Source organism: Iodobacter sp. CM08, from assembly GCF_033446605.1.
GTDB lineage: Bacteria > Pseudomonadota > Gammaproteobacteria > Burkholderiales > Chitinibacteraceae > Iodobacter.
This window is the reverse complement of sequence record NZ_JAWQUO010000001.1, coordinates 105932-121185: the sequence shown is the minus strand read 5'-3', so window position 1 is coordinate 121185 and position 15254 is coordinate 105932. Positions and strand designations below refer to the sequence as shown.

General features: G+C 47.8%; 12 protein-coding genes. 7 read left to right on the top strand and 5 right to left on the bottom strand.

Annotated elements, in window-relative coordinates:
* Positions 1-205 precede the first annotated feature (205 nt).
* The 5 genes from R6242_RS00535 to gatC form a co-directional block, all read right to left on the bottom strand.
* On the bottom strand, positions 206-445 hold the full coding sequence (locus R6242_RS00535; protein ID WP_318422667.1) for a helix-turn-helix domain-containing protein: 240 nt from the start codon (positions 443-445) through the stop codon (positions 206-208).
* Positions 442-1479 carry a tRNA dihydrouridine synthase DusB gene (gene dusB, locus R6242_RS00530; protein ID WP_318422802.1) on the bottom strand — a complete coding sequence of 346 codons (1038 nt, stop codon included), beginning with the start codon at positions 1477-1479 and terminating at the stop codon, positions 442-444. Before dusB ends, R6242_RS00535 begins: the two co-directional genes overlap by 4 nt.
* 259 nt (positions 1480-1738) lie before the next feature.
* Positions 1739-3166: an Asp-tRNA(Asn)/Glu-tRNA(Gln) amidotransferase subunit GatB gene (gene gatB / locus R6242_RS00525; RefSeq protein ID WP_318422664.1), complete on the bottom strand. Its 1428-nt coding sequence runs from the start codon at positions 3164-3166 to the stop codon at positions 1739-1741.
* Positions 3167-3187: 21 nt separating this feature from the next.
* Entirely contained in the window at positions 3188-4636 is a 1449-nt protein-coding gene (gatA, locus tag R6242_RS00520; RefSeq protein ID WP_318422661.1) for an Asp-tRNA(Asn)/Glu-tRNA(Gln) amidotransferase subunit GatA, read from the bottom strand.
* Between the two features lie 28 nt (positions 4637-4664).
* On the bottom strand, positions 4665-4952 hold the full coding sequence (gene gatC / locus R6242_RS00515) for an Asp-tRNA(Asn)/Glu-tRNA(Gln) amidotransferase subunit GatC (protein WP_293931338.1): 288 nt from the start codon (positions 4950-4952) through the stop codon (positions 4665-4667).
* 534 nt (positions 4953-5486) lie between these two features.
* Between gatC and R6242_RS00510 the strand changes: the two genes are divergently transcribed.
* From R6242_RS00510 to R6242_RS00480, 7 genes are all read left to right on the top strand, one after another.
* Complete coding sequence (locus R6242_RS00510) at positions 5487-6530, top strand: rod shape-determining protein (RefSeq protein WP_046351519.1); 1044 nt, start codon at positions 5487-5489, stop codon at positions 6528-6530.
* A 132-nt stretch (positions 6531-6662) separates the two neighbouring features.
* A complete protein-coding gene (gene mreC / locus R6242_RS00505; protein ID WP_293931331.1) occupies positions 6663-7553 on the top strand; it encodes a rod shape-determining protein MreC in 891 nt (296 codons plus the stop codon).
* Complete coding sequence (gene mreD, locus R6242_RS00500) at positions 7553-8059, top strand: rod shape-determining protein MreD (RefSeq protein WP_293931328.1); 507 nt, start codon at positions 7553-7555, stop codon at positions 8057-8059. The genes mreC and mreD overlap by 1 nt, the downstream gene beginning before the upstream one ends.
* Positions 8056-9975, top strand: a complete 1920-nt coding sequence (mrdA, locus tag R6242_RS00495; RefSeq protein WP_318422649.1) for a penicillin-binding protein 2 — start codon at positions 8056-8058, stop codon at positions 9973-9975. Before mreD ends, mrdA begins: the two co-directional genes overlap by 4 nt.
* Positions 9968-11080 (top strand): rod shape-determining protein RodA, encoded by a 1113-nt coding sequence (gene rodA, locus R6242_RS00490; RefSeq protein WP_293931322.1) that lies wholly within the window; start codon positions 9968-9970, stop codon positions 11078-11080. The genes mrdA and rodA overlap by 8 nt, the downstream gene beginning before the upstream one ends.
* Positions 11077-12009, top strand: a complete 933-nt coding sequence (locus tag R6242_RS00485) for a septal ring lytic transglycosylase RlpA family protein (RefSeq protein WP_318422646.1) — start codon at positions 11077-11079, stop codon at positions 12007-12009. The genes rodA and R6242_RS00485 overlap by 4 nt, the downstream gene beginning before the upstream one ends.
* Before the next feature lie 192 nt (positions 12010-12201).
* The gene (locus tag R6242_RS00480) at positions 12202-15249 is read left to right on the top strand and encodes an EAL domain-containing protein (RefSeq protein ID WP_318422643.1); all 3048 of its coding nucleotides are present in this window, start codon (positions 12202-12204) and stop codon (positions 15247-15249) included.
* Positions 15250-15254: the final 5 nt, after the last annotated feature.

The following is a 15254-nucleotide window of genomic DNA, read 5'->3' as shown; positions in this document are numbered from 1 at the left end:
TTTTTCCCTGTATATATATAAACAACTAAATATTTGAAACCGAACCCAAACCTTGAACCACAAAGAAGGACGCGGAGTTACACAGAGAAAACCTAAAAACATAAAAATGGTTTTTTCCGTGTAACTCCGTGCTCTCTGTGTTCTCCATGGTTCAAGATTTGGGTTTAAATTTTTTATTTGCCACGCGATTACGTTTTAAATTTGCTTACAGCAAATCGTAAATCTGCAGCTTTTTACGCAATGTATTACGGTTAATTCCAAGCATATCGGCCGCTCGGGTTTGATTGCCCTCTACGCGCTCCAATACTAACTCTAACAGTGGCTTTTCAACCCGAGCCAAGACCATATCGTACATAGCGCACGGCGGTTCACCGTCTAGATCTTGGAAATACTGGTCGAGAGAAGCATAAATTGCCTCGGCAATTAGATCGGATTGAGTACTCATAAATCTCCCGATTCATTGTGATTTTCTTTTTGTTTTGGCACATCTTCATACTGCAAGCGCTCGCCCAAGATCAGCAAGCCATCAAAATAACTGCGCGTTGCATTTGCTTGCCCTGCGGTTGATTCTTGTGCATACATCGCTTGGCGAAACTCATTACTGCCGCGCAATCCCTTGGTATACCAAGCAATATGTTTACGAGCTATACGGCAACCAGAGTACTCGCCATAGAAGGCGTATAAATCATCAAGATGGCCGAGCAATACATCGCGAACCTCCACAACCTCTGGCGCGGGCAACAACTCACCGCTGGCCAGATAATGGGCAATTTCGCGGAAAATCCACGGCCTGCCCTGCGCGGCCCGCCCAATCATAATTGCGTCTGCGCCGGTTTCTTTAAGCACCAGCGCGGCTTTTTGCGGGCTATCAATATCGCCATTGGCGATCACAGGAATCTGAATGGATTGTTTCACCTGAGCAATCAAAGCGTAGCGCGCATTGCCAAGGTACATATCTTCACGCGTTCGGCCATGAATAGCCAGCGCGGCTATCCCTGCTTCTTCGGCTATTTTGGCCACGCGCATAATATTTTCTTCGCCATTGGCAAAGCCTAGGCGGGTTTTCAGTGTAACTGGCACGTCTACCGCGCGCACTACGGCGTGCAGAATATCGGCAACTAAGTCTTCATTTTGCAACAAGGCGGAGCCTGCCAATTTATTGCAAACCTTTTTAACTGGGCAACCCATATTGATATCAATGATCTGCGCGCCGTGCGCCACATTATGCCGAGCTGCTTCTGCCAGCAATTGTGGGTCTGATCCAGCAATTTGCGCAGAAACCGGCGCAAGTTCGCCTTCAAAATTAGCGCGGTTCAAGGTCTTTTTGTGCGAGCGCATGCTGCTATCAGCAGTAATCATCTCGCTCACCGCATGCCCCGCGCCAAATCGCTTACAAAGCATGCGAAAAGGCCGATCGGTCACACCCGCCATGGGAGCGACAATCAGATTATTTACAAGGGGATAGGGGCCGATATGCATAGTCTGCTGGCGCAGTAAAAGGCCGCGCATTCTAACGCCTGCCTAATTTTTAAGCAACAACCTTCAGGCGGATTTTTGTGAAAAAAGCTAAAACTTAAACACATAAAATGTAGGGTGGGTACCCGTGCCCACGCGGCAGCTGTATATGCTAAAGCAACGTTTCAAATACGCTCCGCAGCCTTTTTAAACACACACGCATAGCGATGTGTGTGCGCTTAGGTAAATTCTGCTCGCGTGGGCACAGGTGCCCACCCTACGATCAACTTAGCTTTTTGGTCAGAATCTCAGTCACCATCGCTGGATTAGCTTTGCCCTTGCTGGCTTTCATGCACTGGCCCATCAAGGAGTTAATCGCGGCCAGTTTGCCGCTCTTATACTCTTCAACCGCTTTAGGATTAGCCGCCAGCACTTCATCGATGATGGCTTCGATTGCGCCAGTATCGGTGGTTTGCTTCAGGCCATCGCGCTCAATAATAACGTCTGCTGCATCGCCTGATTCCCACATCTTTTTCAGCACGTCTTTAGCCGTTTTATTGTTGATGGTGTTATCCATCACCCGCTTCACTAAGCCCGCTAAAGCCGCGGCAGAAACTGGGCTATCGCTGATCGTTTTTTCTTCACGATTGAGCGTAGCCGATACATCGCCCATGATCCAGTTAGCGGCAAGCTTGGCGTCAGCACCTGCGGCCACCATGGCTTCAAAGTACAGCGCCATATCTTTAGAGCTGGTCAGCGTGCTGGCGTCGTAGCTAGATAAACCATACTGCGTGCTAAAACGCTCACGCATTAGCTGTGGCAGCTCGGTCATTTCACTCTTAACGCGCTCAATCCATTCTTCCGAGATGCACAATGGCGGCAAATCTGGGTCAGGGAAATAGCGATAATCATGCGCGTCTTCCTTGCTGCGCATCATGCGTGTTTCGCCGCTATCTGGATCAAACAAAATGGTGGCTTGCTGAATCTTATGCCCGTCTTCGATCTGATCGATTTGCCACTGCGTTTCAAACTTGATCGCTTGTTCCATAAACTTAAAGCTATTCAAGTTTTTAATTTCGCGGCGCGTGCCAAATTCGATTTGGCCTTCGGGGCGTACCGATACGTTTACGTCACAACGGAAGCTGCCTTCCTGCATGTTGCCGTCGCAAATGCCGATCCAAGTCACCAGACTATGCAAGGCTTTAGCATAAGCCACCGCCTCTGCCGCCGAGCGCATTTCTGGCTCGGAAACGATTTCTAGCAGGGGTGTACCGGCGCGGTTTAGATCGATGCCAGTCATGCCATTGCAGTCTTCATGTACCGATTTGCCTGCATCTTCTTCCAAGTGGGCACGCGTCACATTAATTTTTTTAGTGACATCCCCAACTTGAATCTCGATCACCCCACCTTCAACCACTGGCAGCTCAAACTGACTAATCTGATAGCCCTTAGGTAAATCAGGGTAAAAATAGTTTTTACGCGCAAAAATCGACTTACGATTAATCTTGCCACCAATTGCTAAGCCCAGTTGAATCGCGCGCTCAACCGCGCCACGGTTCATTACCGGTAAAGCGCCAGGCATGGCCACGTCAACCACGGAGGTTTGCGTATTAGCCGCTGCACCGTAGGCGGTGCTGGCTCTGGAGAAAATTTTCGACTGCGTCGAGAGCTGGGTATGCACTTCCAGCCCGATCACTACTTCCCATTTCATGTTGTGAATCCTTAGGCTGGTTTATAGGCTAGGGGCACGGGTGTGCCAGTCAGTAACTTGCTGCAGTTGATGCGCAGCATTCAGCATTTTGGCTTCAGAGAAATAATTACCAATCAGCTGCAAGCCAATCGGACGGCCATTTGCAGCAAAACCTGCAGGTAAGCTCATACCTGGCAACCCCGCCAGATTGACTGCCAAGGTGTAGATATCTTCTAAATACATGGCGGTTGGATCGGCGTTTTTCTCACCTAAATTCCAAGCGGCCGTTGGCGCAACGGGGCCTGCGATCAAATCGCAACGCTCAAATGCCGCTTGAAAATCATTCGCAATAATGCGGCGGATTTTTTGCGCTTGCAGATAGTAAGCATCGTAATAACCATGGCTCAGTACATAAGTACCGGTCAGGATGCGGCGTTTTACTTCAGCGCCAAAACCTTCACTACGGCTTTTTTCGTACATTTCTGTTAAGCCAGAATAATCCGCAGCACGGTGACCGTAACGTACGCCATCAAAGCGGCTTAGATTACTCGACGCTTCGGCAGGGGCAATCACGTAATAGGCAGGAATCGACAACTTGGTATTAGGTAGGCTGACTTCAACCACACTAGCGCCCAGTTTTTTGTATTCGTCGATAGCCGCAAGTACAGCTGCAGCCACATCGCTATCTAAGCCTTCGGCAAAGTATTCCTTAGGCACGCCAATTCTTAAGCCCGCCAAAGGCGCGTTTAAATCACGGCTGTAATCTTCTTTAGCACGCTCCAGCGATGTAGAGTCGCGCTCGTCATAGCCCGCCATCACATTCAATAGCAGCGCACAATCTTCAGCACTTTTACCGATCGGGCCGCCCTGATCTAGCGAGCTAGCAAAAGCAATCATGCCAAAACGGCTCACAATCCCGTAAGTAGGCTTAATCCCCGTTACGCCGCAAAATGCCGCAGGCTGGCGAATAGATCCACCAGTATCGGTTGCCGTAGCAAGCGGAGCCAAACGCGCAGCAACTGCCGCAGCCGATCCTCCCGATGAGCCACCAGGCACGGCGGTTTTATCCCAAGGATTTTTTACCGCGCCATAAAAACTATTTTCATTGGAAGAGCCCATCGCAAACTCATCCATATTGCTGCGACCCAAGGTAACCAGCCCTGCTTTGCGGCACAGCTCAATCACATTGGCGTCATAAGGCGAGACAAAATTATCCAGCATTTTGGAGCCACAGGTGGTCTTCCAGCCTTGCTGGCAAAAAATATCTTTTTGCGCAATAGGCACGCCGGTTAATACCCCTGCCGAGCCATTCGCCAGCATGGCGTCTGCGGCTTGAGCATCGCTCAAGGTTTTGCCTTCATCCAAAGTAATAAAGGCATTGAGATCTGCCATTGCTTTAGCACGAGCCAGATATTCGCTGGCCATTTCGACCGCAGAAATTTCTTTTGCTGCCAGCATGGCTGACAGTTGCTTAACTGATTTTTCTATCATTATTTTTTAGAGGGGGTTAACCCTAGCCTCATTCAATAACTTGCGGAACAAGATATAAACCAGCCTCAACAGCCGGTGCCACAGCCTGCCATGCCTCGCGGCGATCAGGCTCGCACGCCACATCATCGCGCAAACGCAGCATCACATCTTGCGCATGGGCCATTGGCTCGATACCGCTGGTATCAACGGCCCGCATCTCTTCAATCAGAGTCAAAATTTGATTTAATTGGCCTTGCGTGGCGGCTAATTCATCACCAGTCACCGCGATGCGGGACAAGCGGGCGATGCGCGCTACATCTTCAATAGACAGGGACATGTCGGATTTACCCCGTAAACATTTATTAACGTCAACTCGATAGGGTATCATATAGGGTTTGATTACTACCACCCGTCAATGCGCTAGAGTGGCGGGGCTATAGGTACATAGTGCCACGGAACTTTTCTGCCCGCATTGCCGCCAAATGCTGCAATTATGCTTAAAATAGCGAACCTTTTTACTATCGCAGGCAGAAATACCGGTGGCCTGCAATATTAGTTATGTAGGGTGAGCCTGTTTTTGCGGGTACGCTATTAAAAAACCTGTGAGTACAGGGTAAATAAATAACAACAATCTTGCTTTAAAGCAGGAGCAGAACGGCCAAGAACAACATAACCGAGCATGCCATCGCTTAGCTCGAACACCAAATTTTAAAGTAAGACCTGAGTACTAGGGCCTTTGCCTAGCCTTACTTGTTGGCAAGCCCCAAATAATTGTCTTACTAAAGACTGAACGATCTAGCCAGACCCCTTAAAGCCCGTGGCGATTCCACGACCTACCTTTAATCATGTAATTTTAAAGTGCGAGACCCGAATGTTTGGACTTCTTTCCGGCTACTTTGCCAACGACATCGCCATTGACCTTGGTACTGCCAACACGCTGATTTATATGCAAGGCAAGGGCATTGTGCTTGATGAGCCTTCTGTAGTTGCTATCCAGCAAGAAGGCGGCCCGTCTGGCAAAAAAACAATTTTAGCAGTAGGTGCAGAAGCCAAAAAAATGCTTGGCCGCACCCCTGGCAGCATTAATGCAATTCGCCCAATGAAAGACGGCGTGATCGCTGATTTCACCATTACCGAACAAATGCTGAAGCAGTTCATTAAAAAAGTGAACCCAAGCCGCATGTTCTCCTCCCCACCGCGCATCGTCATTTGCGTGCCATGTGGCTCCACTCAAGTTGAGCGCCGTGCGATTCGTGAATCGGCTTTGGGTGCAGGCGCACGTAAAGTTGAGCTGATCGAAGAGCCTATGGCTGCAGCCATCGGCGCAGGTATGCCGGTTGAAGAAGCAACCGGCTCGATGGTGGTGGATATCGGTGGTGGTACCACCGAAGTGGGCGTTATTTCCTTGGGCGGTATTGTTTACGCGTCTAGCGTACGCGTAGGCGGCGATAAGTTTGATGAAGCCATCATTAACTATATTCGTCGCAACTACGGCATGCTGATTGGTGAAGCCACCGCAGAAGAAATCAAAAAACGCATCGGCAGTGCCTTCCCAGGTGCCGAAGTGCGCGAGATGGAAGTCAAAGGCCGCAACTTAGCAGAAGGAATTCCGCGTTCATTCACTATTTCTTCTAATGAAATCTTAGAAGCACTCACCGAGCCACTCAACCAGATCGTTTCTGCGGTAAAACAAGCGCTAGAACAAACCCCACCAGAGCTGGGTGCCGACATTGCCGAAAAAGGCATGGTACTGACCGGCGGTGGCGCACTGCTACGCGATCTAGACCGCCTCTTGATGGAAGAAACTGGCTTGCCGGTATTTGTTGCAGAAGATCCACTGACTTGCGTAGTGCGTGGCTCTGGTAAGGCACTAGAAAAACTGGATAAAGCAGGTAGCATTTTCACTTACGATTAAGTGATAAGCACACACAACGGAAGTATCGCCCCCTTTATTGGTATGAAAGTCTTAGGGTGGGTTGTGCCCAGTTTATTCTGGGCGTAACCCACCCTATAGAAACTTCACTTTAAGAATCACTGGCCTTCTTTCATGCAAGCCTCTCAGCCCGCCTTTTTTAAGCAGGGACCAAAACCGCTGACGCGGTTTTTCCTGTTTTCTACCCTGTCGATTTGTTTGATCGTAGGGGATGCCAACTATCAAATGCTTGGACCAGTACGCCAACAACTTTCCGTCTTACTCTATCCTCTGCAATGGTTAGTGACCGCGCCTTTTGAGTTTGTCAAAGACACCAGTACCTTTTTATCAAGGCAAGCGGAATTACTTGGTGAAAATCGTAAGCTGCACGATGCGCAATTAGTGGCCAGCGTAAACGCAATGAAGTTAAAAGCATTAGAAGCTGAAAATGCTCGGCTAAAACAGCTCAATGCTTTTCAAGCTAGCCAGCCAAGTCAATTGGCAGAAATCCTCTATAACGGGCGCGACCCATTTAGTGCAAAGCTCATTGTTGATCGTGGCGAGCGCGCTAAGATTAGCGAAGGGCAAATTGCCGTCGACGCTAGCGGCGTGGTTGGCCAAGTGGTACGCGTCCAACCCATGACCAGTGAGATCAGACTTATTTCTGATCGCAACCATATGGTGCCGGTGCAAATTGAGCGCAATCAATTACGCACGGTCATTTATGGCATGGGCCGAGGTTTACCACTAGAAATCCGCAATATGTCATCTAATTCAGAGATCAAAGAAGGCGATACACTGATTACCTCTGGCATTGATGGTTTATATCCAGCAGGATTGCCCGTTGCCAAAGTGCTTAAAATTGAACGCAATACTGGCAATGCCTTTGCACGAATCTATTGCACCCCACTGGCAGGGATTGATCAGCATCGTTTCTTATTGATATTAGAAGCACATCAGGCCACAGCACCCTATCCAAGCAACGGCTCAGAAGTTGCCACTTCTAAGAAAAAGAAAGGTCGCTAATGCCTATTTCACGCCAATTGCTGCGCCCCGTTAGTAGCAGCTTTATTCTGCTTACTTTTGTCCTTTCTTTAAGCGTTAATCTCTTGCCATGGCAAGCGGGCTTAATCGGCTTTGCGCCTGATTTTGTAGCGCTATTTATTATCTATTGGACCCTCAATCAACCGCGCCGTATTGGTGTGGGCTGGGCTTTTTGCTTAGGGTTGCTCATGGATGTGGCCGATGGCAATGTTCTTGGGCAACACGCGTTTGCCTATACCGTCATCGCTTATTTAACCCTAGCTCGCCAGCGCCAATTAGCCGTATTCCCCTTTTGGCAGCAAGCCTTTGTCGCCTTAGCCTTAATGCTGGCAGGACAAGTTTTAATGCTGAGCTTACGCATGCTGATGGGCGCACCTTTCCCAGGCTGGGCTTATTTTGCAGGCTGCTTTGTTGCGGCCTTTATCTGGCCGCCCCTTTCTAATATTCTGCTCTCCCATCAACGCAGACCGACGACTGACGAACTATGAGCCAGGGTGAAATTAAAAACCAGCACCGAGAGCGCTATGCTTTCCAGCTGCGCATCATCGCGGCAGCCCTTTTTGTTTTATCTTTATTTACCCTGTTATTTTGCCGTTTTTTTTGGCTACAAGCGGTTCAGCACGATAAATATATGACTCTGGCCGAGCAGAATCGTATTTCGCTCGTGCCTATCCCCCCATCACGCGGCATTATTAGAGATAAAAATGGCGTTATTTTGGCGCATAATTTTTCTGCCTATACCTTAGAAATTACGCCATCTAAACAAGCTAATTTAGACGAAACAATTGAGCGGCTTTCTAGCATTGTTGAAATCACAGCGAAAGATAAACGCCGCTTTAAAAAACTACGCGAAGAAACCAAAGATTTTGAAACGCTGCCGATTCGCACTCGTTTAAGTGATGAAGAAGTGGCCCGTTTTGCCGCCAATAGCTACCGCTTTCCCGGTGTAGAAATAAAGGCCCGCTTATTTAGGCATTATCCACTAGGCGAAATTGCCAGCCATTTAATTGGCTATATCGGCCGAATCAATACCAAAGACTTAGAGCAACTTGATGAAGATGGAGTGCTGGCTAATTATCGTGGCACCGATCATTTGGGCAAGATTGGTATTGAGCAAAGCTATGAGCAGCAATTACATGGCAAAACGGGGTTTGAAGAAGTAGAAATTGATTCTGGTGGCCGCGCCGTGCGCACTTTGCGCCGCACCCCGCCTATTCCAGGCAGTGATCTCACCCTATCGGTGGATATTAAGCTACAGCAAGTTGTCGAAGATCTATTCGACAAACGCCGTGGCTCGCTCGTGGCCATCGATCCTAGAACCGGTGGCCTGCTAGCCATGGTTTCCAAACCAGGCTTTGATCCAAATTTATTTGTGGATGGGATTGATCCCTTAAGCTGGAATGAGCTCAATACCTCGTTAGATAAGCCCTTACTTAACCGGGCGATTCGTGGCGAATACCCACCAGGCTCAACCTTTAAGCCCTTTATGGCTATGGCTGCGCTGGAAGGCGATTTTCCATTAACACGGCAAACAATCAGTGACCCAGGTTACTTTATGTATGGCAATAATAAGTTTCGCGATTCGCATGCGGGCGGCTATGGCTCAATGAATTTTGATCGCTCTATTATTGTTTCGAGTGATACTTATTTTTATCAACTCGCCGTGCAAATGGGCATCGACAATATCGCCAAGTTTATGAAAACACTCGATTTTGGCAGCCAAACAGGGGTTGATTTAAATGGTGAGCGCGCGGGCATTTTGCCTAGCCCCGAGTGGAAGAAAAAACGCTTTAAAACGCCTGCTACGCAGAAATGGTATTCAGGCGAAACCGTTTCTATCGGTATTGGCCAAGGCTATAACAGCTATACCCCGATGCAAATGGCACACGCTACCGCCACCTTGGCGAATCGTGGCGTGATGTTTCGCCCGCATGCCGTAAGCAAAATTATTGATCCAATTACTGGCATCGTTAAAATGGTCGAGCCGCAGCCGGTGCGCACCATGACATGGAAAAAAGAAAACACCGAACGCGTTATTCGCGGCATGGCAGGGGTAATTAGGGAAGGCACGGGCGCACGCACCTTTGCTGGCGCAAATTATATTGCAGCAGGCAAAACCGGTACGGCGCAGGTTTATAGCTTAAAAGGCAGCAAATATAATAAAAACATTAGCGAGCGCCTACGCGATCACTCTTGGTTTATTGTGTTTGCCCCCGCAGATAATCCCACCATTGCACTCGCCGTGATCGTAGAAAACGGTGGCTTTGGCGCGCAAGCAGCAGCCCCCATAGCAAGGCAAGCACTCGATTACTACTTAAACGGTAAGCTGCCTACCGCCCCTAAAACTAGCGGTGTCGCTTCAAGCGCAAGTAACGCCATGACTGAGGAGATCGTGGGTGATTAAACATCTATGGACTCGCTTTATTCGGCCTATTGATCCTTGGCTGCTGCTTTTTACCTGTTTGGTGTTGCTGCTCTCCACGGTGCTGCTATTTTCAGCATCCAACCGTGATATGGACATGATCATCAATAAAGTCACCTTTATGGGCATTGCTCTAACGGTGATGTGGCTAGTAGCGAACACCTCGCAACAAACGCTGATCCGGCTTGCCGTTCCTGCCTACATCGTCGGCTTGCTGCTGCTAATTGCTGTGGCTCTGTTTGGTGATATCAGCCACGGCGCGCGGCGATGGCTGCATATTGGCGTCACAAAAATCCAACCATCAGAGCTAATGAAGCTTGCCTTACCGATGATGCTGGCTTGGTATTTCCATCATTTTGAAACCAGCATCCGCTGGAAACACTATCTGTTTGCCGCATTACTAATGATTGTGCCGGTTGGGTTGATTATGAAACAGCCCGACCTTGGCACCAGTCTCTTGATTGCCTCATCGGGCTTTTATGTACTATTTTTTGCAGGCCTTTCTTGGAAGTTTATTGGGCTGATGGGTGCGGCGGGTGGTGGCTTGGCTTATGTGGTTATGCACTGGAACTCTTGTGTGCAGATACTGCACGAATACCAATGCCGCCGTGTTGCCACCATGCTCGATCCAATGCAAGATCCGCTGGGTGCGGGTTATCACATTATTCAGGGAACCATCGCGATTGGCTCAGGCGGTATTTTTGGCAAAGGCTGGCTGAACGGCACACAAACGCATTTAGATTTTATTCCTGAGCGCACAACCGACTTTATCTTTGCCGTATTTGGCGAGGAATTTGGCCTCTTAGGCAATGCCATTTTATTAGTTTTATATTTACTACTCATTGGCCGAGGCTTGGTGATTGCCAACAATGCCTCCACTTTATTTGGCAGACTGCTTGCAGGGGCGATTACTCTTACCTTCTTTACCTATGCTTTTGTCAATATGGGTATGGTTTCTGGCATCTTGCCGGTGGTTGGTGTGCCCCTCCCGCTGATGTCTTATGGTGGCACATCGATGGTATCGCTTCTCACTGGCTTTGGCCTTTTAATGAGTGTTCAAGGTGATCGTAAGTTGATGAAATCATGAAGCATACAAATTATTCCGCGCTGATTGCGGCCTTACTGCTCGCGGCGTGTTCCACCACACCACAGCCGCCAAGTAAACCATTGCCGAGCAAGCCCACAACTCCTGGCGCAACCACACCCGCGCAATACAGCTGTAATTACACAGCTAAAGGCAGTGGGGCTTTTTATAAAGACGATGGCCCGATGGATTCATTCCCCTCAGGAATTGATCAGATACCTGAGCCTCTTCCTCGCTGGGAGCCACTGCATCGCTGGGCCAATAATCCCTATACTGTGCTCGGGCAAAACTTCACGCCTCTGCCTCGCCCAGGCGAGTTAAAACAACAAGGCACCGCCTCTTGGTATGGCAGAAAATTTCACGGGCAAAAAACCTCGACCGGCGAAATTTACGATATGTTCGCCATCACCGCAGCGCATCCCACCCTACCTATCCCATCTTATGCCCGCGTCACCAATGTAAAAAATGGCCGCAGCATTATTGTGCGCGTCAATGATAGAGGCCCATTTTTGCATGGCAGAGTGATGGATTTATCTTTTCTAGCCGCCTGCCGCCTAGGCTACACCATGGATGGTAGCGCCGAGGTAACGGTAGAAAGCCTGCTCGCTACCGACACCCCGAGCGCCGTTGCAGCGGCCGTAAAACCCGTGACCAGCGCCCAAATCAGCCCAGCCAAAGCGATCCCCTTGGCAGACAGCGGCAATGGCTCAGTTTATTTGCAGCTCGGCGCATTTGGCTCCTTAGCCAATGCAGAGAGTTTTCGTGATCATCTATCCAGCCAGCTCGATAGTGATGCAAATAAATTACTGATTCAAAGCATAGGCTCTTTGCATCGTGTTCGGCTTGGGCCTTATCCAGATCGGCAAAGTGCCCAGCTTGCCGCAAGCAGAATCAGTGGCGAGCATCAGCTCCCTAGCATGCTAAGCCATTAAATACACACCTCATATTTAGCCCCCATTCCCAGTGGGGGCGTACTCAGCCCCCCCAAAAAAGTTAATCCCTAATCAGCCATCGATTCACTATATTAAGTAGATCACATTACATTGAAGCAGATTGGCTCAATGGGATAATCCGCGCCGGTACGCAGATTATTTGCGATTAAATCACTTTAAAAAGGAGATCGTGTGCTTCATCAGCCCGCTACATCGCATGACAGCCAACACTCCTTTGTGCAGATTCGTAAACTGTTAATTGTGCTTTCCACCTGCATATTTATTTTTACCCTCGCAGCGATAAGTAGCTCTATTTATCGCGATTATCAAGAAACCCTAAGCAGCGCCGAAAAAGAAATGCTCACCATTGCCCTCGCAATTGATGAGCATTTAAGCCGTACCATGGAAAGCAGCCTAAATGCCCTTAGCGCTCTGCAACAAAATGAAGTTTTCCAAGCCTGCTTTGCGGCCAAAAATGAGCCTTGTCTTTACGCCCTATTTAACCGCCAACTAAATCATCACCCACAACTCAGCACTTTTGCCAGCGCCTATGCTAATGGCGAGCTTGCTGCGTCTAACTTGCAGCACCCAGCACCTGCCCATGATATTGATCAAACCTTGGCATTTAGCATTCCCAAATCCCAGCCACAGGCCAAGTTTTATATTGCCGAACAGCAACTGGATCCCAGCGGAAACCTTGATATTATTCCCCTAGTTAAAGCGCTAACCTTGCCCGATGGGCAATTTGATGGTGTTTTAATAGCAGGGATTAAACCGGATTATTTCGAGAAATTTTATTCCTCTCTCAGCCAAAGAAAAGGCTTCATTATTCGTTTATTTCGCCAAGATGGCATCTCCCTCGCTCGCTTTCCAAAAGATGACCACGATATTGGCCGAGATATTTCTAATAAGCCTTTTTTTAGCCAAGCCTTTGCAAAAAAAAAGAGCGGCATCTTTACCGAATACAGCCATATCGATCATTTAAGCCGCCTCTTTGGCTGGCGCTATTTAAGCCAATGGCAATTGGGTATTTCAGTTGGAATTGATCGTGATGAGGTGCTACAACACTGGCGTAATGAAAGCCTGCTAAATGTGGGCATCACTCTATTAATGCTTTGTAGTGGCGCGCTATTATTAATTTTTGTATTTCGCCAATTAGCGCGTATAGAAAAAACAGAAGCAGATCTTTACCTCACCAGAGTAGCCGTAGAGCACGGTGCGGATATGGCCGTTTGGCTAGATTCCAGCGGAAGGATACGCTACGCCAATACCACGGCATGTACTCGCCTAGGCTATAGCGAAGTTGAATTGCTAACTATGCGATTACAAGACATTAATCCAAAATTCAACACTCATCATTGGCCCAAATTTTGGCAAAAATTAAAAGAGCAACAACACCTAAGAGATGAAATATCACTCACCACCAAAAGTGGCGAAAACATCCCCACCGAAGTGAATTCAAATTTTATTGTATTTAAAAACTTAGAATATAACTGCGCGGTAGTGCGGGATATCTCTGAGCGCCGCCTTGCAGAGCTCGCCATTATCAAAAGTGAGCAGCAGCTACGTCTTGCACTAGAAGCATCAAATACCGGCCTATTTGATATGCCGATTGTAGGGCAACTGCCCGCCATTACTAGCCCAGAGTACGATCGATTATTAGGCTTTACTCCTGGCGAAGAAAGCTTTAATAAATGGCAAGAGCAAGTTCATCCCGCAGATAAAAAATTAGCCACTACCCAGTTTCAACAATATTTAAGTGGTGAAAGCAGCCAATTTATTACTGAATATCGGCGTAAAACAGCCAGTGGCGAATATCGATGGTTTCAATCACGCGGCAAATTTGTATTGTTTGATCCTAATGGCAAGCCAACTCGGCTCATTGGCACCATGACCGACATTACCGAGCGCAAAGAAGCACAAGAGCGCATTATTGAACTCGCCAATTTTGATTCTGTAACTGGGCTAGCTAATCGCAATTTACTGAGAGATGAGTTGCGCCTTGCGCTAGCGTCTGCCCAACGCGATCAAAAAAACTTAGCCGTATTCTTTTTAGATTTAGATCGGTTTAAAACCATTAATGATTCACTAGGCCACGCCGCCGGTGATTCAGTTTTAGCACAAGTAGCCGAACGATTTAAAAAACTAATTGGCCCTGGCGACATTTTGGCGCGTTTAGGCGGTGATGAGTTTGTCATAGTGTTAACCAATATATCGCATGCCTTAATGGCTGGCTCTGTTGCAGAAGCTGTTTTAGCCTCCTTTACCCACGCTTTTGAATTAGAAGCAGGTAGTTTCTCGACCTCCAGTTCAATTGGCATTAGCATTTACCCAGAAGATGGCACAACGGCGGATATTTTAATTCGTAATGCCGATGTGGCCATGTATCAAGCCAAAGCACAGGGGCGTAATAATTTTCAATATTTCACCCCAGAAATGAATGCTCGTGCTTCTGAAAGGCTAGAATTAGAAACCAGTATGCGCACCGGCTTACTTAATAATGAATTTATTTTGTACTACCAACCGCAAGTCAGCTTGGAAGATGGCCATATTATTGGCGCAGAGGCATTAATTCGCTGGAATCACCCTAAGCATGGGCTTATTCAGCCTAGCAAATTTATCCCTATTGCAGAAGAAAGCCGTTTAATTATTCCAATTGGTAATTGGGTATTACAGACCGCCTGCCAACAAGCTGCAGCATGGCAAAAAGCAGGGTTGCCTGCCATTAATATGGCGGTTAATTTATCCCCCCATCAGCTGCATCAAGCTAACTTTCTTGAGTTAGTTAAAAACACTTTAAGCGATGCAAAGCTTGATGCGGCGTACTTGGAATTAGAAGTCACTGAATCGGTTATTATGCAAGAGCTGGAGCTAGTGATGAATACCTTGCGTGGTATTAAAGCAATAGGCGTTAGGCTTTCACTCGATGATTTTGGCACCGGCTATTCCAACCTTAGCTATCTAAAACGCTTTGCTTTTAGCAAATTAAAAATTGATCAAAGTTTCGTGCAGGATGCTTGTCAAAACTCAAATGATGCGGCGATTGTTTTAGCGATTATTGGCTTAGGGCAAACATTGGGAATGGAGGTATTGGCAGAAGGAGTTGAAACCCGAGAACAGCTGGCTTTCTTAAAACAAACCCCCATTGCATCCATACAAGGTTATTTATTTAGCCGGCCAATTGCTGCGAATGAATTTGAAGAATTACTTAGAAACAATCACAAATTATCATTTGAATAAATAAA